This is a genomic window from Pseudonocardia sp. (assembly GCF_050250275.1).
Lineage (GTDB): Bacteria > Actinomycetota > Actinomycetes > Mycobacteriales > Pseudonocardiaceae > Pseudonocardia.
Window position 1 is genome coordinate 1 of sequence record NZ_JBFWOY010000055.1, and the last position, 24,196, is coordinate 24,196.

The following is a 24,196-nucleotide window of genomic DNA, read 5'->3' on the forward strand; positions in this document are numbered from 1 at the left end:
CGCGAGCCCACCGGCCCGAGGCTACCCACCCATTCTTAGTGACCAGATCCCGCTCCCGAGCCCAAGAACCCCCAGGTCAGCGCGCTACCCACCCCCGACTCCCACCAGGAGTGTCCCGACTCAGGTCTGAGTAGGTCGGGCAGCGCTCGGGCGGATCGGCGACAGTTTAGCGCCTCTGCATTACCGAGCGTCGTAGCCAGCCTTTTGGCCTTCGAGCACGGTGGCGACGGCCTCGAACTCGGTAAGGGCGGCGGTGAGATCCTCGACGATCTCTCGGACGATAACCGCGGGTGCGGGCAGGTTGTCGGTGTCCTCGAGCGACTCGTCACGGAGCCAAGAGATGTCGAGATTCGCCTTGTCGCGGACGACGAGCTCGTCGTAGGTGAAGGCCTTCCAGCGATCTGATTCTGTGCGCTCGTCGCGCGGCTTCCCGGGCAGGAACGCGGCGACGAACTCGTCGAGATGGTGGCGCCGCAGCGGGTTCTGCTTGAGGGTGAAGTGCTGGTTCGTCCGTAGGTCGTACACCCACAGGCGCTGAGTCCATGGCTGCTCGGACGCAGGCTTCTTGTCGAAGAACAGCACGTTGGCTTTCACGCCCTGCGCGTAGAAGACTCCGGTGGGGAGCCGCAGTATTGTGTGCAGGTCGAAGTCGGCCAGCAGCTTGCGACGGAGGGTCTCGCCGGCACCGCCCTCGAACAGGACGTTGTCGGGCAACACGACGGCGGCGCGGCCGTTGATGTCGAGGATCGTCATGATGTGCTGCAGGAAGTTGAGCTGCTTGTTCGAGGTCGTGACGACGAAGTCCTGGCGCTCGATCTCCCGCTCCTCGCGGACCTCGCGCCCATCGGCCCCGATCATGGTGAAGGAGGACTTGCGGCCGAACGGCGGGTTGGACAGGACGACGGACCACCGCCGGCCGGGATCGGCGATGAGGGCGTCTCGGACCTCGATGAGGGAGTCGCCGTCGGATGTCCCGATGCCGTGCAGGAGCAGGTTCATCGCGGCGAGCCGGGCGGTGCCGTCGACGAGTTCGTAGCCGGTGACGAAGTTGTCGCGCAGGTTCAGCCGCTGCAGTGGGGTGAAGTTCTCGGAGCCCTCGGCTGCGCGTTCGTGGGCGACGAGCAGGAAGCCCCCGGTGCCGCAGGCCGGGTCGACGACGGTGTCGTCGGCCGTGGGTTGGATCACGTCGACGATCCCAGCGATCAGGTCGCGTGGAGTGAAGTACTGGCCGGCGCCGGAGCCCCTGTCGGAGGCACCCTTCGCGAGTAGTTCCTCGTAGGCGTCGCCCTTTAGGTCTGTCCCGGAGGCCGACCAGTTCTCCTTGTCAATCAGGTCGACGATCAGGCGCTTGAGCTTGGCCGGGTCCTGTACGCGGTTCTGTGCTTTGCGGAAGATCGTTCCGAGCGTGCCCGGCTGCTGCGCTAATCCGACAAGGATCTCCGTGTAGATCACTTCCAGATCCGTGCCCTCGGCGTCGAGCAGTCGCTGCCACGAGTGCTCGTCCGGGACGATCTCCTGCGGCTTAAGCTTCCGGGTTGCCCGCTCGTGCGCCATCTTGAGGAACAGCAGATAGGTGAGCTGCTCGGTGTACTCGATGACGCCGACGCCGTCGTCGCGCAGGACGTGGCAGTACGACCAGATCTTGTCGACGAGACGGCGGGAGTCGACGGACATGGCGGGCAGTGTTGCACCGTGCGCCGATGGCTCAGTCGACACCGCGGCTCTCCCACACGCTGAAGGTCTGACCGTCCCCGGAGATCCAGTCGGTGCGTCCGTTGCAGGACGCGCGTCCCTGGACGACCGACCCCGCCGCCGAGGGCGAGGTGAAGACGATGTCCCGAGCGACCCGGCCCTTCCCACCCACGACGACGATCGATCCGTCGGCGAGCAGGCGTTCGTGCTCGGCCCGTCTCGCCGCGTGTTGCTTCGCCGTACTGGCCGAGTGCCTCGGGCTTCCCGGTGGAAATGTCGCGACGACCTGCGACCCCGCCAGCACGGTGAACTCGCCGTCGATCTGCTGGGCACGGGCGTCGACCCCCGCCTTGGCGTTGAGCAGCCGGAAGATCGGGGATTCCTGCGGCTCGACGGGCGCTTTCGGGGAGGGCTTGACGCGAATTGCGTTCACGCCAAGCACCGGCAGCACAATCTGCAGATGAGCGACGAACTCGTCCATATCCGAGACGTCGGCCTCCGGGAGTTTGGGTACCTCCGGCGCCGTGCCGTTCTCCACAGTCACGCGGCCAGCCTGCGTCGCCAGCGCGATCAGCCGCGACTCCAGGTAGCGGCCATGTCCTTTGGTGATGTTCGCGTCTTTCGAGGTGACGACCACGACCCGGTCCCAAAAGTCTTTGCCCTTGACGTGCTGCTTGAGCCGGGTCCCGACGACGTCGGCTTCGCCGATGTAGCAGCGGGTCTCGCCCAGTTCGTCACTGCCGAGCAGGAGGTAGACGCCCGTGCGCTCCGCCTCGTCGCGAGACAGAAGCTTGCCCAAGTCGGAGCGCGACGCCGATACGACGTGCCCGGTCCAGTTCGGGATCTCGGCCGTCGTCAACCCGCCCGGCGTGCCGTCGACGAGGAACAGCTTGATCTGCTTCCCGCTCATGCGTCGACGAGCCCAGCGGCGAGCGGTCGCTGCGCCTGTTCGTTGGTCAGCCGACCCGAGAAGGCCGCCGACAGCAACGAACGACGAAGCGTGGCGGAACGTGCGACGGCCCGGGCTAGCTCCCTTTCAAGGCACTGAATGGCATCGAGGTACTCCTTGGCCTGCGCGACGATCTTGGCCTGTTCCTTCACGGGCGGGATCGGGAACTCGATCGGCTTCAGGCGAGCAGCCGACAGGTGCCCAATGTTTGTGGTGATCCGAGCCTCGCGAGTGAACCGGCCGGTGTGCATATGCCGACGAAAGACGAGGAGGGCGAATTCCGGCATTACGCCGTCATGAGGTGTGAAGCGCAGGAGCGTGTTCGTGAATGCAATTGCCGGCGGATCGCCACGATAGATCGCCGGTCGCCCGAGGAATTCTGGGGATTGCCCCTCGTTCAGCAGTACGTCACCGGGACGGAGGCGGAACCGCTCGAACGTCTCGCCCGGCCAATGCATCTCCTTCACATCCGAGAGGTCGATGCGGTCTTCGAAGACGTTAGCGACACGCAGGTAGGGGCGCATGTTCGGGCCGGTGTGCCAATCCGGGTGGCGTTGCCGACCGAGTTCGACCCGCCCTGCTTGGTCGACGGTCGACGTCGTCCAGTGGCTCGGGTACTCCGCAACGTCCGGGATTATCGTTCGGAGAAGTGACTTGACGAGCGCTAGCGCCCTTCGGGAGCCGGTAGCTACATAGCCGTCGGCCGCTTCGATGCGGGAGAGGTGGTCTTCGAGGATGCCGACGATATGGCGCTGTTCCTCGAGCGGCGGTACTGGAAATTCGACCGCCTTCAAGCGTGATGCCGATAGGTGTGCGATCTTGGTCGTGATTCGGGCCTCACGAGCGAATCTTCCGGAATGCATGTAGTGTCGGAAGACGGTTAGTGCCCACTCCGGCGTGGCGGCGGGTCCGGCTCGGAAGCGGATGAGCGTGTTGGTGAACGCGATATCGTCCGGGATTCCTCGGTAAATGGCGGGACGTCCGAGAAGCTCGGGCGACTGGCCCTCGTTTAGCAGTACGTCGCCCGACCGCAATTTGTAGCGGTCGAAAACGCCACTGAAGTCCATGTATTTGAGGTCTGTGGTGTCGATCCGGTCCTCGAAGACGTTCGCGACTCGAAGGTAGGGGCGCATCTCGGGGCCGGTGTGCCAGTTGGGGTGTCGCTGTCGACCCAGGTCGACAGAACCCTCGGCGGCCACTGTTGACCAGCGCCAGTTGCTCGGGAGCCCGATCATGCAGTTAGTTCCTTGTTCAGTTCGTCGAGAAGGTCGGCGGCGCGGTCGCCGAGGTCGCGCAGTGCGCCGTCGATTCCGCCGCGTTCGGTGAAGGGGGCCTCGTCGAGGTCGTCGGGGGTGATGCCGGCGGAGGAGGCGATGACGGAGACCATCCGGTCGAGCCACCACCGTTCTATGTCGGTGAACCGCACCCCGGCCTGCTCCTGCTGGACGAGCCAGCCCGCGTATCTCTCCCGAACGCGCTCGGCGTAGGGGACGAGCTGGTCGTCGGTGCCGAGGGTGTAGCGCAGCAGGGAGACGAGATCGGTGAGGGAGCGGCGGCTGCGGGCTTGCTTCCCGGCCCCGGGGTGGTGCGGGACTTCGAGGGCGACGTAGGAGTTCCAGATCAGGTCGGGTGTCCAGTTGTAGGGCGGTCTCGCGATACGGTTCGCGAGTTCTTGCAGGTCCGAGTAGGCGACGCTGCGCTCGCGGGCCTCGCCCATCAGCTGGATCGCGGTAATCTCGTCGCGATGCTCGTCGAGGTAGGCCTGCCAGGACTCGACGATCGTCCGCGCGCGGTCGGTGTCGACGACGCCGTGGGCGTCGAGGAGGGTGTCGACGCTGACCTCGTCGACGACGCGGTCATGGGTGCGGCGCAGCTCGATGATGCGGTTGCGCAGCTCCGGGTTGGCTGCGACCGGCTCGACGGCGTTCTCGATGAGCGACCGGATCGCGGCCGCCGGATCGGCGGCGCCCTCGACGGCCTTCGCCTGGCGGTCGGGGTCGACGGCCTCGACGAGCCCGCGGACGACGTCCTTGATGGGAGTTCCGGCGACGCTGTCGAGTTCGGCCCGTTCGGCAGGTGTCAGCTCGAGTTCCAGCTTTGCGAGCCGGGAGGCGAGGGTGGCGGCGTCGTCCTCGGTGAGGGTGAGGTTGGCGGCCTTGTCGAGCAGTTTCTTGAGCGGGACGGTCTTCTCGCGGTTGAGCGGGGGCTGGACGAAGGGGTGCTCGGTGACGCCGATGGCGTCGACGAGCACGAATCGGGTCTTCACCTCGGCGTCGGGGGTGACGCTCTGGAAGTCCGCGGGGGAGATCGTGCGCGCTCCGCGGCCCTTCATCTGCTCGAAGTACTGGGCGGAGCGAACGTCGCGCATGAAGAAGACGCACTCCAACGGTCGGACGTCCGTGCCTGTCGCGATCATGTCGACGGTGACGGCGATGCGCAGTGTCGGCGAGGTCCGGAACGTCTGGAGCTGTTCCTTGGGCCGGGCCGCGCTGTAGGTGATCTTCGCGGCGAAGTCGTTGCCCTTGCCGAAGACCTCCCGCACAGTCGTGACGATCTCCTCGGCATGCGCGTCGTCCTTAGCGAAGATCAGCGTCTTGGGCACCGTGGTGCGACCGGGAAAGATCTCGGTGAACAGTTTGTCCCGGAACGTCGCCAGGACGGTGCGGATCTGGCTGGTGCTGGTGACGGCGCGGTCGAGTTGTGTCCTGGTGTAGTCGAGGTCGTCGTCGAGGGCCTCCAGGCGCTGCACGCGGGTACGGCGGTCGACCTTGGGAACGATCGTCCCTGCCTCGATGGTCGAGCCCTGCTCGGTGATCTGCGTGCGGATGCGGTAGAGGTCGAAGTCGACGTTGACGCCGTCGGCGACCGACTCGGGGTAGGTGTACTCAGAGACGAGGTTCTGCTGGAAGAAGCCGAACGTCTGCTTCCCGGGCGTTGCCGTCAGCCCGACGATGTGGGCGTCGAAGTACTCCAGCACGCGGCGCCAGACTCCGTAGATGGAGCGGTGGGCCTCGTCGACGATGATCAGGTCGAAGGCCTCGGGCGGCAGGTCCGGGTTGTAGACGACGTCGACGGGCTTGTCGGGGATGTAGGTGTCGATGCTCTGGTCGTCGGCGTCCGCGACGTCCTGGCCGCGCAGCGCCATGAAGACGCGCTGAATGGTGGAGACCGCGACCTTCGTCGAGTCGGCCATCCCGGCTCGGCGGACCTTGTCCACGTTGTAGAGCTCGGTGAACCGGCGGTTCTCCCCGGGCGTGCGATAGTTCTGTAACTCCGCCAGCGTCTGGTCGGCGAGGTTGTTGCGGTCGACCAGGAACAGGATTCGGCCGAAACCGCCCCACTTGAGCAGCCGGTACGACAACGTCACCGCGGTGTAGGTCTTGCCCGCGCCGGTGGCCATCTGGATGAGGCTGCGCCCGTAGCGCTGCTCGGCGAGGCTGCGCTCGACGCCGCTGATGGCGTCGATCTGCGCGGGACGCAACGGGGCCTCGTCGAGCGCCGGAAGGTGGCGGACCTTCGCGCGCCAGGTCGGGCGCTCCGGGTCGGCATCGGCCTCGCGGAGAATGCGGGCCAGCGTCGCCGGCTTGGGGACGTTAAACAGGTGGCGCGCTCGCGGGTCCGGATCGAATCCGTTCGTGAAATGCGTTTCCGACCCGGACGCCTCGAATACGAAAGGCAGCCGGCCGTCGCGCAGGACCGCTCTGAGCCGGACGGCGGCCGGGAGCCCGTCGGCGTAGATGCTCGACTGCCATTCGACCCCACTGAGCGTGGTTCCCTCGGGCTTGGCCTCGATGACGCCGACGGCCCGCTTGTCGACGTAGAGCAGGTAGTCGACGCGCCCGTGGCCCGCCTTCATAACGATCTCGCGCACGGCTACGCCCTGCGCGGCGAACAGGTTCAGGTCCTTCTTGTCCTGCACCGCCCAGCCCGCCGCCGTGAGCTGGCGGTCGATGAGCATGCGTGCGCGCTGCTCGGCCGCCAGCCGCTGCGCGTCGACGTCGGGGGCCATGTCGGGGGCCATCACGAAGGAGGATTCCACATCCGTGGTCCACTCGTTACCTGCGGTTACTGAAGTGAAAGGTCGAGGCTCGGGTGGTCGATGATGTCGAGCCGGCGATTCCTGTCAGTGCTCGGTGCGACCATGCATGCGGGTGACGTCGAGCGATCGGGGTAGGTCGATGGTCGAGCACGCCGCGCCGGCCACAGCCCGCCGGCGGCTGTACCTCGACGTTCCGTACGCGGATAAGGACGAGGCGAAGGCGCTCGGCGCCCGCTGGGACCCAGCGGAGAAGCGCTGGTTTGACCCGAAGCCACCGACGGCCGGCCTCGACCGGTGGGCGGCACGGTCGCCCATCCCGGATGTGCTGCCGGGCGAGGACCGTGCGTTCGGCGACGGCCTGTTCGTCGACCTCATCCCGCGCACGTGCTGGTTCACGAATGTGCGCGCATGCGTGACCCCGCAGGATTGGGAGCGGCTGCGCCGGCCGATCTTTCGCCGCGCTGGCTACGTCTGCGAGGCGTGCGGCGCGACCGAGGATCGCGGGACACGCCGCTGGCTCGAAGCGCACGAGCGGTGGCAGTTCGACGAGCGGACGGGTGTGCAGTCGCTCCGTCGCCTGATCAGCCTGTGCTCGCCGTGCCACCTCGTGACCCACTTCGGCTACGCCAACGTGCAGGGCCGGACCGATGAGGCGCTCGCGCACCTCCAGAAGGTCAACCACCTGACGCTGCCCGAGGCGCTTGCGCATGTCTACGCCGCCGAGGACGTGTGGATCGCGCGGTCCGCGCGGGTATGGGAGCTGGATCTGAGCATCCTCACCGATGTCGGGATCACGCTGCGGCGGCCCGAGCGGGCCGTCAACCGGCTGGCCGTGGCTGAGCGTGAACTCGCGCGGGAAGCCGTATGGCACGCCGTGCCCTCGCCCCGCCCGACCGAGGAGCGTCCACCACAGCCGCCGAGCGCGCCGGCGCCCGGTCGCCGCGGGCTGTGGTCGCGGCTCACCGGCAGGGACCGGTAGAAATCCTGTGACGCCGCTTGCCGCGGTGGACGGCGCGGGCGCCATCAGCCAGGAGCGAGCTTCGGACGACCCTCTACTGTGGACCGCATGACAATGGGTCTGTCAATGAAAGTCCGTCGGTGGGGTGCACGGGAGGCACGGTGACCGCGGATCACGGCTGGTCCGGAGCATGTAAGCGCCAGGGCGGCGCCCTGACCTGGCACTTTTAATCCGCGGGTTCCGGGTTCGATCCCCGGGGGGCCCACCCCGTCTGACCTGCAAGAACGCTACATCTGTTGATCAAAAACGATCGATTCTGACAATGAAACTGCTAGTGGCGGGGTTCTGCGTCGACACAGGAGCCGGCGGGTGGGTCAGGTGAAGCATCCGTAGGCGCTGTGTACAACGGCCATTCTGACCTGTGATCACGCGCGCCCTCAAGCAGTTCGGCCAGCCCGACCGGGCTCGGCGAGTAGCACCGGTAGAACGCCAGCTCACCGTGGCCGCGGTGGCGGCGGATCAACAGCCCACGCTGGCCCGGTCCTTCGGCATCGGTCAGCGCGACCCAGGCCCAGTCATAGAGCCGCGGCCCCTTCGCGCCGGTCCCGGCCGGGTACCGCTGCCAGCAGGGTCGTGGGAGCGCTGCGGCGATGTCATCGACACGCATCAGTCAGTCCAGACCCGGCGGTTGCAGCCGATCGCCAGCACACAGCCCAGGCCCAATTCCTCGATTCGGGCGCACAGGCCAGGGTCGGCGCCGTAAACCTCGTCCCCGGTGACCCAGCGGGCCGGGACCCCAGCGGTGACCGCGCGGGTGATCATGGCGGCGGCCAGGGCCGGTTTGGTGGCGAACTCGACCTCGGCCGGCGCCCGGCCTCGGTCCGCCGCTCGTCATCGACAGCCCAGGACCGGGGCAGGTAGAGCTCGCGGTCGATCATCGCGTGTCCGGCCCGGGCGGTGTAGGTCAGATAGACCGCGACCCCATCGATGCGGGGTGGCGTTCTCGATCCGCCGGGCGGTGCCGGTGCACGGGCGCTGCACGCCGACCGACTTGTCGCCCTTCTTCAGATCACCGGTCTCATCAGCGACCAGGACACCGTCGGGTTCGCCGAGGTGGGTCACCACTTAGTTGCGCGGCCGAGATGAGGTGATGTCCGATATATGCCCCTATGTTCACTCGAGGTAGTCGTATGCGGTTCGCGGCAGCGTCGCGCGAGGGGCAGGCTCAGTGCGTCGACCGACCCAGAAGAACGGGTTGCCGTCGCTGCCGCGGGCGAACCGGTGCCCGCGGCGCACCCGCACCCCCTCGGCGGGGACGCGGTACTCGCCGACGCGCCGGCTCTCGTCGACGATCTTCGTGCGGTACTGCGGAGCGGCCGTCGACGCGTCGGGGTCGGTGCGGCCGCGGCGCAGGTAGAGCCGGGCACCCTCGGCGCCGCGCACGATGCGCGGCAGGTACGGGATCCACGTGCGCGGGGCGGGTGCGGCGAAGCGGAACCGGGGCTCGTCCCCGGGCGGGGCGGGGGCGGGTGGGGGCGGGGCGGTCGGGTCCGGGTCCCCGTCGCGCACCGGGTGACCCTCGGCGTCCAGGTAGGCCCGTTCGACGGCCCAGGCGACGTTGGCGAGCTCGTCGCGGACGAAGTGGACGTCCTCCAGCTCGTCGTTGCCGAGGACGTCGACCGCGCAGTGGGGCAGGAACAGCAGGCCGTTCGCGACGGCGGGATCGACCCCGTCCGGGGTGAGGGCGAACACCTGCCAGCCGTCGGCGCCGAGCGCCGGCACGTCGGTGACGATCCCGAAGCTGTCGGTGACCGTGAGCGCGGTGATGGCGCGCACGGTGCCCGCCCGCTGGGGGAGCGGCACGAGGAACCAGTCGTTCACGTCGACGTAGGTGAGTTCCGGCAGGAGCACGGACAGCACGTTCGGCTCGGGATCGTGCGGTGAGTCGAGGTAGGCGTCGGGATCCTCGATCCGCCACCACCGCGGGTGCGGTGCGCCCGGCACGGTGAGCTGGGTGGGGACGAGCGTGCGGGTGCCGGTGTCGCCGGGCGGCACGGCGGGATCGTGGTCGACGAGATCGACGGCGTGCCAGTCGATCCGCCCGCCCGCGTACGCCGGCGCCCGCAACCCGTGGGCCGCGGTGGCGAGCGCGACCTCGTGCTCCAGCGCCTCGGCCCGCCATGCGGGGGAGTCCCCGTCCTGGTTCTCGCGCTCGATCGCCCACTCGAGCGGGGCGTCGAGATCGAGGGGTTCCGCGGGCCCGCCGTCGGAGCGCACGACGGTGGCGAGCGGGTACTCGCTCCAGGTGGCCGTCACGGCCGCGGGGCGGCCGCCATTCTCGGCCGCGAACTCCCCGACCTGCCACTGGCGGGCCAGGAACCACAGCGGGTCCTTCACCCGAGCCTGCACGGCCTCGGAAAGCCGGACGCTGGAGTCGGCGCCGTAGAGCTGCTGGGCGACGAAGGCCATCAGTCCTCCCCTGCGAAACCGGTGATCTCCCGCAGCCCGATCCCGTCGAGGCCGACGGGCTCGCCGTCGTCGAACACGACGAGCTTGCCTTCGCCGAAGCCCGAGAGCAGGTCGATCCCGCGGCGCAGGCGGCGGATCGGGATGCGCCGGGCGGGCTGCGGCACGGTCGGCTTGGCCACCACCTGGTTGGAGAAGGGCAGCAGGGAGGCGGGTAGCCGCCGCTGCTGCGCGGGCAGGGCGCGCACGGTCATCCACCGGATCGCCTCGCCGACGAAGCCAGCGGCCTCGGCGGCCGTCCAGCCGGCGGGCAGGTCGGCGGCGGGCTCGCACAGCAGCAGGCAGTGCGGCGGTTCGCTCTGCGGCGCGTCGTAGTGGACGGCCACGCCGGTCTGCTGGTGCCGGGCGGGCCGCACCTCCGACCACTCGTCGACGACGATCCCGGCCACCGGCTCGCTGCCGGCCAGCGTGTCGGGATGCGCGAGCACGGCGCCGAAGAGGTGCGTGCGCGGGGCGTCGGGCTCGTCGCGCGTGTCGGCGGTGGCGTCTCCGGACTCGTCGTCGGTGGCCTCGGCCGTGACGGGGAAGGCCCGCCATCCGCCCGGATCGGCCAGCGCGACGGCCCGCCGCACCCGTTCGCGGACGTCGGGCCAGCCCTCGAGGGCGGTGCCGGGATCGATGGGCGGGGCGAGCAGCGGGGTCGTCTCCGGGACGCGGCCGCTGGGCGGCAGCACCGGCAGTGCGTCGCCGTCGACGGTGGCTTGCGCGACCTCCACCAGCCGCCGGACGTGCGCGGCGCTCTCGTCGCCGGTCGTGGGGGTGACCTCGGTGCCGACCATGGCCTCGGTCAGCGCGCGCGCCCTGGCGTCGAGCCGGTCGCCCAGCCGGCCGAGCTCGGCCTCCAGCGCCTCGGGCGCGGCGATCATCTCGGCGGTCGTGACGAGTCGCAGCGCGGCCGGCTCGGCGAACCGCGACGCCGCCACGAGCACGTCGTCGAGCCGCTCGCGGGCGGCGCCGACCTCGGCCAGCGACGCGGCCACCGCGGCCGCGTCCGCCTCGACGTCGACGCGCCTGCGGTGCTCGCGGATGCGCACGAGCAGGGTGGAACGGGCCGCCCGCAACGGCCCGTCGACGCCGTCGAGCAGGACCGCCAGCTGCCGGACCCGTTGGCGCAGCGCCGCCCGGCCGGGTCGCAGCGCCGCGCGCCGGGCGGGGCCGTCGAGCGGCCGGTCCGGCGACGCGGAGGCGGCGAGATCGGCGGGCTCCAGCGGCCGACCCTCGGTGACGAGGGTGCGCAGCTGCGCCGCCCGGTCCAGCAGCGAACGCACCTGCGCCTGCTGCCCGCCGACGGTGAGATCCAGCGTGACGGACCGGTCGGCCAGCACCGTGTTGAGATCGGCCTCGGGCAGCGGGCCCAGCCGAGCCGCGATCGCGGGATCGCGGCGCCAGCGCGTGACGAGCGCGTGCCGGGCGCGGACGGCCACCTCGCTCTCCCCGCCGATCACCAGGTCCAGCGCGACCATGCCGAGGTCCGCGGCCAGGGCGAGGCGCACCCGCTCGGCGCCTGGTCCGCTTCCGACGACGACGTCCAGCACGCTCGTGGTCGTCTCGGGCAGCAACCGGGCCGCCGCCGCGGCCAGCGTCGGTTCGACGATCGCCCGGGGCGGCCCGTCCCCGACGGGCTCCGGGGTGAGCGCGACGACGACGCGGTGCGAGCTGCCCTGGCCGGGCCGCGTGGTGCGGATGAAGGTGGGCTCGCCGGGAACGGGATCGCCGGAGAGCACCCCGAGCCACGCGTTGGCGGCCGTCGCCTGGCCGGTGGCCCGCAGGTGCGCCGCCTCGCAGAGCACCAGGTCCGCGAGGGCGTCCAGCTCGTCGCGCATCGCGGCCAGCAGCTCCCGGAGCACGGGCCGGTCGGCGGCCGTGACGATCGTCAGCGGCCGGTCCAGGAGATCGAGCGCGTCGAACGCGCGCAGGTCGATCCGCCGTCCGGTGTCGGCCTCGCGCATCGGGACCCGTTCGCGCAGCAGCAGCGTGAGCTCGGCGCGGCCGCGCTCGTGCAGCCATCGCTCGGCCCGCAGCGCGAGCGCGTGGGCGGGCGACATGCCCCTGGCCAGCAGTGCGAGCAGCGCCAGCGCGTGGCGGACGCGCCGGGAGTCCAGGTCGATCGCGAACGCGCCCTCGGTACGGAACCGCTCGTGGGCTGCCCGCAGCAGCGCCGCCGTGCCGGCCTGGGCCAGGCTCGGTGCCTGCAGGTACCCGGTCGCCGTGCCGGTGCCCGCGCCCGGCGCCGGCCGCTGCACGAACCCGAACCAGCCTGCGGAGAGCCCGGTCGTCCCGGCGCGGCGGCGGGCCACGAGATGGCGGTGGGCGATGCCCGTCATCCAGGCGTCGGCGCGGTGCTGGGTGAGATCGATCGTCTCCATCAGCAGCACCTCCAGCGCGGCGGTGCCGTCGGGGCGCGCGGCGACGGACTCGAGGTGCTGCAGCGCGGCGACCATCGCCGCCGACCGGCGCCCCACCAGGCGCCGCAGCCTGTCCGGCAGACCCGTCGGGAACCCGTTCCCGACGGCGAGCCCGGCGACGTTCGCGGTCAGCAGGGCGACGAGGCGCTGGTCGATGACGTCGGGGCGGAGCAGGTCCAGGGTGCCGCGGAGATCGAGCTTGCGGCGGTCGGTGAGGAACTCGAGGATCGGCAGGCCCGTCGTCTTCACCATGGCCGCCCGCGCCAGGCGGTAGAGCAACGGGGCGCGCCGCTCGTCCGCGGTGGGATCGTCGAGCGCCGACAGCTGCTCGGTCGCGAGCCGTCGCAGGTAGTCGGCGGGCTCGAACCCGGAGCCGCGGACGTACGGGCACCCCAGCGGCACCGCCTCGGCGCCCGTCTCGCCGATGTCGGACACCAGCAGCCGCCGCGAGGTGGGCAGCTGGGCGAGGATCGTCTCGAGCTTCTCGGCCAGGCGCGGTTCGGCGGGCTGCAGCCGGGTGACGACGCGCGTCGCGTACGTCGCCTCCGACCGCAGGTACTCGTCCGCGTAGCGCTGCAGCACAGCGTGGACGGCCTGCTCGGCCGTGGTCGTCCCGTCGGCCGGGGTCAGCTGCCCCGTCCGGGCCACCGGCAGCAGGCCGTAGGGGTTCGCGCCGATGCGTAGCACGGGCAACGGTCCGCGGGCCACCACCCCGCGAGCGAGGAACTCCACGACGTCGTCGTCGGTGACGTCGTCCAGCCCGCGGACGGCCCCGGCGACGGCGTCGAGCAGCGTGGGACCGACGACGCGGATCATGGCCCGCGCGTCCTCCAGCGCGGTGTCGTCGGCGTGGGCCGCCCGGCGCAGCGGGAGCGGATCGACGCCGAGCGCCTCGGCCGCGAGATCGGCCGCCTGCTCCAGCGGCGAGCCGAGCCGGGCCGCCTCGTCGGCGGTGCACGCCCGGAGGTGGCCGAGCGGGTCGGTGCGGCCGGTGACATCGGGGGACCGCCCCCGGACGCTCGTGTTCGACGGGGTGTCCTGGGCGAGGAAGCCGAACGTCCCGTGGGCGACGGCGTCGGCGAGCAGCCCCCCGATGCCCGCGGCGGCGTCACCGTCGTGCACGCCGGCCGCGACGATCCACGGCGCGGCGAGCGCGAGGTCGACGGTCGCCGGGGCGGTGAGCCGCACCCCCATCCCGACCTCGACCGCGGCGCCGAAGTCGACCAGCCAGCCGCCCGGCGCCAGCGCCGCGGGGGACATCCGCAGGTCGGCCGGCACCGGACCACCCTCGCCGAGCGCGGTGATCGCGCCCGCGGCGTCGAGGGCGAAGAGGCCCACCCGGGCCGGCGGGGTGGCGACCAGCCCCATGCGCTCGGCCCAGTCCGGGGTGCCGGCATCGTCGCGCTGCCGCAGCAGGTGCACGGCCCGCGGCGCGCCCACCCGCGCGGCCAGCGTCGAGAACGCGGCGGCCACCACCGGATCGTCGGCGTCCCACCACTGGCGGGTGCCGACCGCGGTGTCGAACGCGGCCAGTTCCGGGCGTTCGGTGGGCTCGATCGGGGGCACGCCGCGCTCGGCGAACCCGTCGTCGGGATACCAGCGGAACCAGATCTGGGGACGGCGCCGGGTGGTCACCACCCGGTACTCGAGCCGCAGCGGCAGCAGCAGCAACGGAGCCGTCACAGCAGCCTCCGCGCCGGGACGACGACCGCGACCGGACGTTGCCACAGGCTGCGCGCGATCGTGGCCGAGGTGGCGCCGGGCCCCCACCAGTCCGGGCCGCTGGTCACCCGCGGCCGCGTGGCGGTCACGTCGACGTAGCCGCCCGGACCCAGCGTGGCGTGCGACCAGGAGAGATCGTCCCACGTCGGGATGGCGGTGATCGGCGGGATCGGCACCCTGACGAACTTGGTGGGCAGCGCGGCCTCGCGCGTGCGGCCCATGCTGCGCAGGGCGAACGGCAGCGGCATCTCGCCGTAGGGCTGCCGGCCGCGCCGCACCGACGCCGTGGCGACGTCGAACCCGAACCGCAGCCTGCCCACGGGCTCGTGCAGCACGAGAAAGTAGCGGTTCCGGTCGGCCAGCACCTGGTCGCGCGCCAGCGCGAAGCCGTAGTAGGCGACGTCGGGGCCCAGCCGGCCGAAGAACACCGGATGGTGGTCCGTGCCCTGTCCGGGCTGCCATCCGGTGCTGGTCCCGCGGTTGAGCACCACCACCAGCTGGCCGAACCGGCGCACCGCGTCGCTGCGCAGCACGACGACGAGATCGGCCCGGCCGTCGTCGTGGGCGGGGAAGTTCTGCCCGAGCGGGCGCGTCCAGGTGCTGACCGGCGGGATGTCCTCGGCGGTGATGTCGCCCGCCGGACGGCCGCGGTCCCAGAACCGGGCCAGCGGGGTGCCGCGGGCGTCGGTCGGGAAGCCGCGCCACCGCAGTTCGTCGGACAGCTCGTGGTTCGCGCCGACGAGGAACGCCTCGACGAACGGGCGGTGCTCCTCCAGGAGCGCGACCGTGTCCTCCGGCAACCCGTCCAGGCCGCTGAGCAGGCGCTCCGGGGCGGTCGCGACGAGCATCGGCGCCAGCTCGACGGGCAGCGCCGGGGTACGGGCCGCGGGGACGAGCCGGGCCCGCTCCGCCCCGCTGAGTCCCTCCAGCACGGCGGCCGCCTTCGCGCCGGGCAGCCGGGTCAGCGTCGCGTGGAACGGTGCCACCAGCTGGGCCGCGCGCAGTGCTCCGACCGGCACCGCCAGCACCGGCGAGGTGACCGGTTCGAACACGGGTGCGGCGCCGAGCACGTCGGTGACGAACCGGGTCAGGGCGGCCGGCACGGCGATCGGCTTCGCCGGGGTGGGCAGGCCCGCGACGTCGCGCCCGGACGGCAGGGTGGGCATCGGCACGGCGGGCGTGGCACCGCGGACCGGCCGCTTCGCCGCGGCCCGGCGCAGGTCCCGCGAGGCGAAGGTCGCGGGAACCCCGACGCGGCGCAGCGCGTCGCGCACCGTGCCGCCGCCGACGCGTTGGTAGGGCTGCAGCGGCTCCACCGCGGCGAGCGCGGCCTGCGCGGGGAGCCGGGCGAACCGCCGTGTCACGAGGCGCTCCGCGAGCACCGCCGCGAGCCGGAACCGGCCGAGGCGCTCGGTCGCGGCGACCGCCTCCTCGTGCTGTGCCCAGCACAGGCGCAGCAGCTCCTCGGACCGCTGCCGCACCGTGCGTGCGCCGAGGCCGGCGACCTCGCGCAGCGCGAGATCGACGTTGAGCCGGTCGAACCAGGTGTCGGTGCGTTCCGGGCGGACGTCGCGGGTCGGGGCGCTGCGCCAGCCGTAGGCGGGCGGGGCGAGCAACGGGTCCTCGGCGTCCGGCGCGTCCGCTCCCTCGGTCTCGGCGGCGATCGCCTCGGTGAGCGTCTCCGCGAGCCGCGGCAGCAGCGCGGGATCGGTCTCGTTGGGCCCGAGTGTCGTGCCCGGCCGGGCGAGCGCGTCGTGCAGCGTGACCGCGGCGCCGGCCGGTGCGGCGTAGCCGGTGAGGAACCCGGGATCGTCGGCGCGCGCGGTGCGCCGGGTGGCGATCGTGGCAGCCGGCGCGGGCCGCAGCCGGCGCGCGAGCACCTCGAAGTCCTCGACGCCGCTGGTGACGAACCGGGAGTGCAGGTAGAACGGCAGCTCGTGCGGCTGGTCGCCGGCGGCGTCCCACGCGGGGGCGTCCCACGCGGCGCCGCCCGCGCCGCGCCCCAGGCCCGCGGCCCGGCCCGCCTCGAACGCCGGGAGCAGGAACAGGTGGTAGACGGTGGAGTCGGCCAGCCGGCGCGGGCAGAGCAGCCGCGCGAAGGACGCGTCGGGCCGGGTGCGGACCAGCTCGTCGACGGGCACACCCGGCGCCGCGTCACGGCTGACGTGCACGTGCGCCCACGCCCAGGACTGCGCGAGGTCCGGCAGCGCCGTGCGCGGCTCCCGCACCCGGATCGCCGGCAGTGGCGCGCCGGCGAGCTCGACGAACTCGAACTCCTCGGCCCGCAGCGCGGCCAGCACCAGCCACGGCCGCAGGCGACCTACCGTGCGGTCCAGCGTGTAGCGCCACGGGAAGTCGGCGTCGACGAACTCCACGAGCGGCAGGTAGTTCGGCTCGACGGCGCGCGATCCCGTGGCCGGCTCCACCCGCGAGATCATGCGCCGGTCGATGCCGATGACGTCCCCGGCGCCGCGCAGGTCGCGCGTCACCCCGATCGGCGGGCCGGCGGGAGCCCCGTCCACCTCCACCCCGACCTGCAGCTCCACCCGGCGGCGGATCCCGTCGCCCGTCGGCGGCACGACGTCGACGGCCAGTGGCGAGGAGGCGTGCGGGAGCAGCGAGAACGTCGTCACGCCAGTACCTCGGCGGCGGCCGCGGCGACGTAACCCGCGACGGCCGGATTGGCCACGGCGGTGCGGCCGCGCCCGGGCATGCCGGCGAGGACGGCCGAGAGCGGGGCCGCGGGCGCCGCGACGTCCGCGAGCCCCACGTAGCCACCCGCCACCACCCGCACGGGCCGCTCGCCCACCCCGGCGACGGCCTCGGGGGTGAGCGGCCGGGCCACCTCGCGCCGGTGCGCCGCGCTCCACCGGCCGGCCACCTGCTCGTCGAGCCGGAAGCCGGGCCGCAGGCCGGCCGGGTCGCGGGTGTCGGTGCCCTGCAGGACGATCACCTCGTAGGCGTACTCGGCGTCGACGGCCGTGCCGGCGTCCGCCACGAGCTCGTCCCCGCCGAGGGTGAACCCGGCCTGGTGGGCCTCGAACACCGGCGCGCGCAGCCGCTCGTCCTCGGTGAGCGTCCAGTGCTGGCCGCGCACGAAGTCGGCATCGACCGGATCGAGCTGCAGGTCGTCGCCGTCGGGACCGCGGACGGCGAGGTCGAAGCGCCGCGCCCCGCCCGCCACCACGGCCTCGCCCACCTTCTCGATCGGGATGCCCAGCGGCAGCGCGCGCTGCAGGTAGCGCAGCCCGGCGGCCGGGTCGACGGCCGGCGCGGCGCCCGGCGGATCGGGCGCGAACGTCACTCCGCTCACCCGGCGGGTGCTCACCACCGGCTCGAACCCGCTGCCGGAGAGGAGGCCCGTCCGCAGCACGGCGACTGGGTCGACGAGCGGCGGGGCCACGGCCCGGCGCTCACCCCAGCTGTGGTTGATCCCGAACCCGACGTCGAACCCGAAGACCGTCGCCCACACCCGGCCGGCGACCGTGATCGGGTTCGGCCCCGACAACCGCAGGTTGAACCCGAGCCCGAGCACGACGTCGCCGTCGACGAGCAGCGAGAGGCTCCCGATGAGCTTCGCGTCGAACCCGAACGGGTCGAAGTAGACGATGGCGTCGAGCGACAGCTCGCCCTCCGCGGCCAGCCGGCCGACGAAGGTCACCTTCGGCCCCTTGGCGTACATCGACGCGCGGGCGCCGAACTGCAGCGAGCTGGTGGTGACCGCCAGGTACGCCGAGAGCGTGACGCGCGGGTTGTTGCTGCCGAAGTTGATCGAGAGGCGGCGCAGTTCCGGCAGGTTCGACGGGCGCGGGTAGGCCGGGTGCAGGCCGCCGAAGGAGATGACGTGATCGATGCGCGGCGCCCAACCCGTGCGGGCGGCCATGTCGCCGCTGATCGCGAAGTCGAGGACGCGGGAGCCGGCCAGCGAGGCGTCCAGCGAGATCGTCCGCGCGGCCAGGTCGACGATGCCGACGAACGAGACCCGCAGCGAGACCAGCGCGAGATCGCGGGTGGGCAGGTCCGACCCGAGCACGCCGAGGATCAGCACCCGGATCTGGGCGCCGACCTCCAGCAGCAGCCCGATCTTGCCCTCGATCAGCGGTGGCTGGCCGAACGCGATCCGCGCGACCGGGCCGAACACGTGCTGCCCCTCCTTGGCGGGGAACACCGACGCAAGGTCGTCGAGGATGCGGGGTGCCTGGCCGATGGGATCGGCGGGGAACAGCAGGTGATCGAGGCTGCCCGCCGTGACCGCCGCGCGCAGGGCGTCGGAGTTCGTGGTGCGGTTGATGCCGATGATCCCGCCGAGGCCGGTCAGGAAGAAGCCGTAGCCCAGCGGGATCACGAACTCGCCGAAGATGACACCGACGAAGGAGAAGCCGTCGCGGCCGCCCGGCAGCGTCGTGGTGAGGATCGCGAACGCGCTGAACCCGAGCGACTCGAAGCGCAGCGCGAGTGCGCCGCGGTACTCCGTGTCGGCCACCGAGAGGAAGCCGCCGCCGGAGATGGGGCCGCCGTCCAGCGCGACGCCGTACGCGGCCGGCAGCACCAGCGAGAGCTCCACGCCGTCCGGTGTCGGCCGCAGCGGCCCGTCGGCGGGCCGGACCCTGACGCCGAGACCCTCGAACACCGCGGTCAGCGGGCCCAGCGCGAGCGAGCCGGACGCCGTGACCGCCAGCGCCGCGCGGTCGTCCAGCTCCAGTGCCATCCCGAGCTCGGTGACGGTGAGCGGCCCGAGCGCGATCGCGACCGGGATCGAGACCGCCAGCCCCGACCCGCCCTCGACGTAGACGCCCCGGCCCGGCCGCCAGCCCAGCAGCACCCCGTCGAGGCGCACCGTGACAGGACCGGTGAGCAGCGCACCGAGCAGGCCGTCCGCCGAGAGATCGACGTGCGCGGCGAGCCCGGTGATCCCGACCGCGACGAACACGTCGCCGTCCAGCGATCCGCCCGCGGCGGCGTGCAGGGCGTCGAGCTCGACGCGCGTGCCGTCGGCCGTGCCGATCAGCCGGACCGGCGCGCCCGCGGGGCCGCCGATGCGCAGCCCGAGCTGGAACTCGGCCTCCACGGCGGTCCCGCCCGCGATCCGCACGCCGTCGGGATCCACCACGACGACCGCGCCGCCGGTGGCGGCGGCGTCGACCACGGCCTGCAAGGTGATCAACGGCGAGACCTGGTGCTCGCCGGTCAGCGTGCCCACCGAGTACGGGGCGATCCCGAGACCGCCCGCCGCCGGATCGGCGGGATCGCCCGCCGGGAGCACGACGATGCCGATCTCCGCCTCGGCGATCCCGGCGGGCCCGTCGGCGGCCCGGTCGAGCAGCGGGAGGAACACCATCGCGGGCGGGGGCACGTCCGGCGGGTGCCCGGGGCGCAGCGCGGCGAGCTGTTCCTGCGTCATCGGGTGCAGGTACGGCGGGGGCCCGATCCGGTCCGCGAGCGCTGCCAGCCGCACGAGTGCCTTCTGGTGGTCGAAGGCCACGCCCCAGCCGTAGACCTCGCGCGCCCAACCGTCGAAGTCGACGACGAGCTGGCGCAACCGGTCGAGATCGAACCGCACCGCGACGTGCGGCACGGGACGTGATCCCGCCGGGACCTGGGAGATCACCACCGCCTCGACGGCGATCAGCACGCCGATCAGCGGGGGCACGCGGCGGTTCAGGTAGTCGAAGGCCAGGGCGTGGAGGATGTCGGCGGCCAGCTGGTCGTCGATGCCGAGTGCGGCCAGCACGGCTCCGGCGGTGCGCAGGTCGGCGACGGAGGCGAGGATCGCCGCGGCCGGCGGGGTGAGCGCGGCGAGATCGCCCGGGCCGACCTCGCCCGAGGGCGGCAGCGCGGCGACGGCGTCCCCGAAGGCCTCCAGCGCGGCGCCCAGCGGGCCCAGCTCGGCGAGCGCGAGATCGCGGTCCGCGCCGTCGAGGGCGTAGCCGAACCGGGCGAGGAACAGCGCGAGCTGCTCGGGGGCGGCGACGGCGCGGCGGAGCGGGGCGAAGAAGATCGCGAGCTCGCGGAAGAAGCGCTCCAGACCCGCGTCCATCAGGCCCTCTCGTCGGTGAACCATCGCCCCCCGGCCCAGGGCCCGTTACCGTACCGGGAGCGTGCGTCGCGGAGAAGGGATCGACGATGGCCGTGGTCGAATACCGCATCCACCCGTCGGTCGGCATCGCGCGGATGGGCGACAGCACGACGACGTTCTTCGTCGGCGCGGAGCAACCGGTCGACCAGTTCGTCCCGACACTGCGGAGGATCCCGGGCGTCTCCGACGCCCGTCCGAACCGCGACTGGCTGCACGACCCGGACGGCAGGCTCGCCAAGCAGGCCGCCCGCTTCCGGATCTTCGCGTTCCTCTACGACGACTACGTCTTCTGGCGCGACGACCTCCCGAAGAAGGTCTGGGAGGTCACGAACGCCGACTACGACATCGCGTGGACCGTCGAGGTGGCGAACCTGAAGTCGTTCACCGGCGACGCGCTCGACCGGTGGAAGGGCGGCAGCGATCCCGGGCCGGGCATCCACGAGCTGCCGTACCGGCCTGCGGCGCAGCACCTGTCGACCGATGTCGCGAACGCGTTCACCGCGCCTCGTGCCTTCCAGGGTCCTGGCCGGGTCGCGCTGGGTTCGGCGGTGCTGGACGCCGCCGCGGCCGACCTCGGCACCCTGCTGGTGATCGGCAGCTCCGGTGTGGCGCAACCGATCCCGGGCGAGCCGACCGACGCCAGGGGACTCTTCCGCGCCGGCTGGGAGGACGACTCCGCCGACGGCCGGGTGACGGCCACCGTCACCCCGAAGTCGGGTTCGACGCAACCGGGGGCCGACCAGGGCGCGAAGGCGGCCCGGGCCGCCTGGGTCGTGATCAACCTCCCCGATTACGGCTGGGACGTGGAGGAGTCCGGCTCGCTGTACGACGTCGCGCTCAACCACGGCACCTACCGCACCAACCACGACCGGTTCTGCTGCGGCAAGCTCGACTTCTTCGGCGCCACGGTCACCGTCGAGAAGCACCTGCTGCCGCTGCTCAAGAGCTACGTCCAGATGCCGTACGTGTCGGAGTCGATCCAGGACGCCCCTGCAGCGCACTTCCTCGATCTGGCGGCCGCCCGCGGGAACCCGCCGTTCCTCTTCCCGCGGCTGCGCGAACCGGTCGACACCACCAAGGAGCCAGGACACATCAGGGGGGCGATGGAGGACGATTTCGGTCCGACGCGCGGCGCCAACATGCCCCGCCAGATCTCCTACTCGTTGCCACGACTGATCCACGGCTGGATGGGCAGCTGGGCCGCGGGGACGCTGGACGACGTCACACGTTTCCCGCCCGCGACGGTCACGGACATCGACCGGCCGGAGCTGATGGACATGGCCGCGATGCGTTCGATGCTCGGCGGCTCGTTCCTGCCGGGCCTGGAGGTCGGGCGCGACGCCGGCCGCTGGCGGAACTGGCAGGCGGACTGGGGCGTCCGGCTCGGGCACGTCGACGTCCGCATCACGGCCGAGCCCGGCACCCTCACCCGGGGGCTCGCGGTGCCGTGGCAGGCCGACTTCGTCGCCTGCAACCAGGACTGGTGGCCGGCCTCGCGCCCCGATCGCACCACGAGCATCCCCGACGATCCCTCCACACCGGACGACGACCGGGTGTTCAAGACGTGGATGTCCCACCCCGGTGGCGAGATCAACACCGGCGACGAGCTCATCACGCACTGGGCGGGGCTGGGGTTCGTCCGCAAGACCGGCGGACCCGTCTACGCGCCCGACGACCAGTACCTCGACGACCGCGACGACGCCACGCGGCTCTGAGGGTGCCGGTCCGCACCGAGGTCTGCGTCGTCGGCGCCGGCCCCGCCGGGGTGGCTGCCGCGATCACGCTGAGCCGCGCCGGGCGGGCGGTGACGCTGCTCGACGCCGGCCAGGCCGCGTCGCCGCAGCCCGGCCACCACCTGCCCCCGGACGTCCCCGCGGCACTGGGCGTCGACCGCGACGAGCTGGCCGCGATCGCGCAGCCGTGCCCGGGCCGGGTCGTGGCCTGGGCCGGGCCGGCCGCCGACCACAGCTACCTGTTCGATCCGGCCGGGTGCGCGTGGAACGTCGAGCGGACGGCGTTGGACGCGCTGCTGGTCGGCCGCGCCGCCGCGGCCGGCGCGCGGGTGTGCCCCGGCACGAGCCTGGTCGGGGCCCGCCGCGACGGCGGCTGGGAGCTCACCGTGCGGGGCGCCGACGGTGCGGAGGCGGCGATGCGCGCCGAGACCGTCCTCGACGCCTCCGGCCGGCGTGCCGCCTTCGCCAGGACCCAGGGGGTTGGGGTGCTGCGGCCGGACCGGCTCGTCGCCGCCTTCGCGGTGGTGCCCGCCGCCGACGCGGATCGGCGGTTCGTGCTCGAGGCCGCCGCCGACGGCTGGTGGTACGCCGTCCCGGTGCCGGGTGCCCGGTTGGCGCTGGCGTGGATCACCGATCCGCAGCGCTTGCGTGCGGCCGGTGGGCGGCGGGCGCTGCTCGCGCACGCCCGAGCCACCACCGAGCTGGTCGCGGCCCGCGTCCCGGGCGGCGCCGACGCCCCCGTGTCCGTCGTCGCCTGCGGATCGGCGCTGCGCGAGACGATCACCGGTCCCGGCTGGCTGGCGGTCGGCGACGCCGCGGCCCACGTCGATCCGCTGTGGGGCCAGGGCCTGCGGCACGCACTTGAGCTGGGCGTCCGAGCGGCCGAGGCGGTACTTGTACGAGCGCCGGACCGACCAGGAGTCTTCACGGTCTACGCCGCCGCCGTTCGCCGACAGTGGCTCGAGGCGGAGCGCACACGGGTCGCGCTGTACCGGGAGGCCGCCTCGGCCCATGCGAGCCCGTTCTGGGAGGAGAGCGCGAGAGCGCTCGCGATCGCATCAACGGGTAGCGAATGATCCCGCCCATTACGGCACATATCGATGCAGATGGAACAACGGTGCGACTACTGACCTGGGTTGGTGGAGCAGGTCTGGCAGCGGGAGCGTTGCCGAGCAGTGTCTGACGATTCGATAGGTGTAAGTCAGCTGAAGGTGTCTCGGCTCGATGGGGGCGATCGCTTATGTTGACCGAGGCGCGACGCATCCGAGCGGAACCAGATCGACGACGGTCGCTCGCCGATGTCAACGGCAGTTGAAGACTGGCTCTGACGCACTTCGCGTGATCGCTGGTCTGGCGTGTTGACGTTGGAATGCCTCCGGCGGGCGAGATGATCACTCGAATGTGATCTTGCGGTCCTGCTTCCGCATCTGGGCTCGACGGTGGTCGAGGCGGTGCGTGATCACGGGGTCGGTGTTGTGATCGATGCCCGGTTGCGGGCCGATGCGGCTGTCTGCTGCCGCTGCGGGACGATGTCGAAGCGGGTGCACTGATCGCGCTGACGATCGCGGGTCGGCTCGATCCCGCGGCTCTGGTCACCCACCGCCTCGGTATGTCAGAAGGGCCGGCGGCCTACGCGATGCTGGTCAACCGAGCAGACGGTGTGGGGAAGGCGCTGCTCGACCCGACTCGTTGAGTCACTGGTGACAAGGCAGGCCAGCAACCTCCCGATCCGGAGTGACCCGCCGGCCGGACACCGGTGTCCAGATGACCGTGGTCATTTCAGCGGTCGCGCCTGACTGGTCGAGTCGCGTAGGTTGTCGAAGGACCGCGCGAACGATCGTCCACTGTGGACTCGCTGACAATGGACATGACAATGAAACCCCGGCAACGGAGTGCACGGTATGCAGGATCGCCACGGGTGACTGCTGGTCAGGCCCACCAGGACGCCTGATCTGGCGTCGCGCCGCCCACTTTTAATCCGCGGGTTCGGGGTTCGATCCCCCGGGGGCCCACCACGTGTGAGCTGTGGCGATAGCGCCGCTGTCCGGTTGTGACATGTGGTCTGCCTGCGAGTGGGCCCTGATCATGTCCGGCGG

The 24,196-nt window shown here is 72.0% G+C and carries 12 protein-coding genes; 3 read left to right on the forward strand and 9 right to left on the reverse strand.

What is annotated here, in order from left to right; genetic code table 11:
- Window positions 1-180 precede the first annotated feature (180 nt).
- The 4 genes from AB7F12_RS30540 to AB7F12_RS30555 are packed head-to-tail and all read right to left on the reverse strand — an operon-like array spanning window position 181 to window position 6,662.
- Window positions 181-1,674 carry an N-6 DNA methylase gene (locus AB7F12_RS30540; RefSeq protein WP_428517167.1) on the reverse strand — a complete coding sequence of 498 codons (1,494 nt, stop codon included), beginning with the start codon at window positions 1,672-1,674 and terminating at the stop codon, window positions 181-183.
- Window positions 1,675-1,705: 31 nt separating this feature from the next.
- A complete protein-coding gene (locus tag AB7F12_RS30545; protein ID WP_428501727.1) occupies window positions 1,706-2,602 on the reverse strand; it encodes a GIY-YIG nuclease family protein in 897 nt (298 codons plus the stop codon).
- A complete protein-coding gene (locus AB7F12_RS30550) occupies window positions 2,599-3,876 on the reverse strand; it encodes a restriction endonuclease subunit S (protein ID WP_428501728.1) in 1,278 nt (425 codons plus the stop codon). The genes AB7F12_RS30545 and AB7F12_RS30550 overlap by 4 nt, the downstream gene beginning before the upstream one ends.
- Window positions 3,873-6,662 (reverse strand): DEAD/DEAH box helicase family protein, encoded by a 2,790-nt coding sequence (locus AB7F12_RS30555; protein ID WP_428501729.1) that lies wholly within the window; start codon window positions 6,660-6,662, stop codon window positions 3,873-3,875. The genes AB7F12_RS30550 and AB7F12_RS30555 overlap by 4 nt, the downstream gene beginning before the upstream one ends.
- A 157-nt stretch (window positions 6,663-6,819) precedes the next feature.
- Here AB7F12_RS30555 and AB7F12_RS30560 point away from each other — a divergent pair, with 157 nt between their 5' ends.
- A complete protein-coding gene (locus AB7F12_RS30560; RefSeq protein ID WP_428501730.1) occupies window positions 6,820-7,659 on the forward strand; it encodes a DUF5710 domain-containing protein in 840 nt (279 codons plus the stop codon).
- 645 nt (window positions 7,660-8,304) lie between these two features.
- Here AB7F12_RS30560 and AB7F12_RS30565 read toward each other — a convergent pair.
- The 5 genes from AB7F12_RS30565 to AB7F12_RS30585 all read right to left on the reverse strand — a co-directional run bounded on the left by AB7F12_RS30565 (window position 8,305) and on the right by AB7F12_RS30585 (window position 20,328).
- The gene (locus tag AB7F12_RS30565) at window positions 8,305-8,460 is read right to left on the reverse strand and encodes a hypothetical protein (RefSeq protein ID WP_428501731.1); all 156 of its coding nucleotides are present in this window, start codon (window positions 8,458-8,460) and stop codon (window positions 8,305-8,307) included.
- Window positions 8,461-8,811: 351 nt separating this feature from the next.
- A complete protein-coding gene (locus AB7F12_RS30570) occupies window positions 8,812-10,107 on the reverse strand; it encodes a hypothetical protein (RefSeq protein ID WP_428501732.1) in 1,296 nt (431 codons plus the stop codon).
- Entirely contained in the window at window positions 10,107-14,252 is a 4,146-nt protein-coding gene (locus AB7F12_RS30575) for a hypothetical protein (RefSeq protein ID WP_428501733.1), read from the reverse strand. Before AB7F12_RS30575 ends, AB7F12_RS30570 begins: the two co-directional genes overlap by 1 nt.
- Complete coding sequence (locus AB7F12_RS30580; protein WP_428501734.1) at window positions 14,249-16,924, reverse strand: hypothetical protein; 2,676 nt, start codon at window positions 16,922-16,924, stop codon at window positions 14,249-14,251. The genes AB7F12_RS30575 and AB7F12_RS30580 overlap by 4 nt, the downstream gene beginning before the upstream one ends.
- Complete coding sequence (locus AB7F12_RS30585; protein ID WP_428517165.1) at window positions 16,921-20,328, reverse strand: DUF6603 domain-containing protein; 3,408 nt, start codon at window positions 20,326-20,328, stop codon at window positions 16,921-16,923. The genes AB7F12_RS30580 and AB7F12_RS30585 overlap by 4 nt, the downstream gene beginning before the upstream one ends.
- Window positions 20,329-20,414: 86 nt before the next feature.
- On the opposite strand from AB7F12_RS30585, the gene AB7F12_RS30590 reads away from it, so the two are divergent.
- Both AB7F12_RS30590 and AB7F12_RS30595 read left to right on the forward strand, forming a co-directional pair.
- Window positions 20,415-22,082, forward strand: coding sequence for a LodA/GoxA family CTQ-dependent oxidase (locus AB7F12_RS30590; protein ID WP_428517163.1), 1,668 nt, complete (start codon window positions 20,415-20,417; stop codon window positions 22,080-22,082).
- 2 nt (window positions 22,083-22,084) lie between these two features.
- On the forward strand, window positions 22,085-23,176 hold the full coding sequence (locus tag AB7F12_RS30595) for a tryptophan 7-halogenase (protein ID WP_428517161.1): 1,092 nt from the start codon (window positions 22,085-22,087) through the stop codon (window positions 23,174-23,176).
- Window positions 23,177-24,196: the final 1,020 nt, after the last annotated feature.

Excerpts from the sequence above, each read along its gene's own strand:
- AB7F12_RS30550 (WP_428501728.1), bottom strand. The coding sequence starts at position 3,876 with ATGATCGGGCTCCCGAGCAACTGGCGCTGGTCAACAGTGGCCGCCGAG.
- AB7F12_RS30590 (WP_428517163.1), top strand. The coding sequence starts at position 20,415 with ATGGCCGTGGTCGAATACCGCATCCACCCGTCGGTCGGCATCGCGCGG.
- AB7F12_RS30570 (WP_428501732.1), bottom strand. The coding sequence starts at position 10,107 with ATGGCCTTCGTCGCCCAGCAGCTCTACGGCGCCGACTCCAGCGTCCGG.
- AB7F12_RS30540 (WP_428517167.1), bottom strand. The coding sequence starts at position 1,674 with ATGTCCGTCGACTCCCGCCGTCTCGTCGACAAGATCTGGTCGTACTGC.
- AB7F12_RS30560 (WP_428501730.1), top strand. The coding sequence starts at position 6,820 with ATGGTCGAGCACGCCGCGCCGGCCACAGCCCGCCGGCGGCTGTACCTC.
- AB7F12_RS30565 (WP_428501731.1), bottom strand. The coding sequence starts at position 8,460 with ATGATCACCCGCGCGGTCACCGCTGGGGTCCCGGCCCGCTGGGTCACC.
- AB7F12_RS30555 (WP_428501729.1), bottom strand. The coding sequence starts at position 6,662 with ATGGCCCCCGACATGGCCCCCGACGTCGACGCGCAGCGGCTGGCGGCC.
- AB7F12_RS30585 (WP_428517165.1), bottom strand. The coding sequence starts at position 20,328 with ATGGACGCGGGTCTGGAGCGCTTCTTCCGCGAGCTCGCGATCTTCTTC.
- AB7F12_RS30545 (WP_428501727.1), bottom strand. The coding sequence starts at position 2,602 with ATGAGCGGGAAGCAGATCAAGCTGTTCCTCGTCGACGGCACGCCGGGC.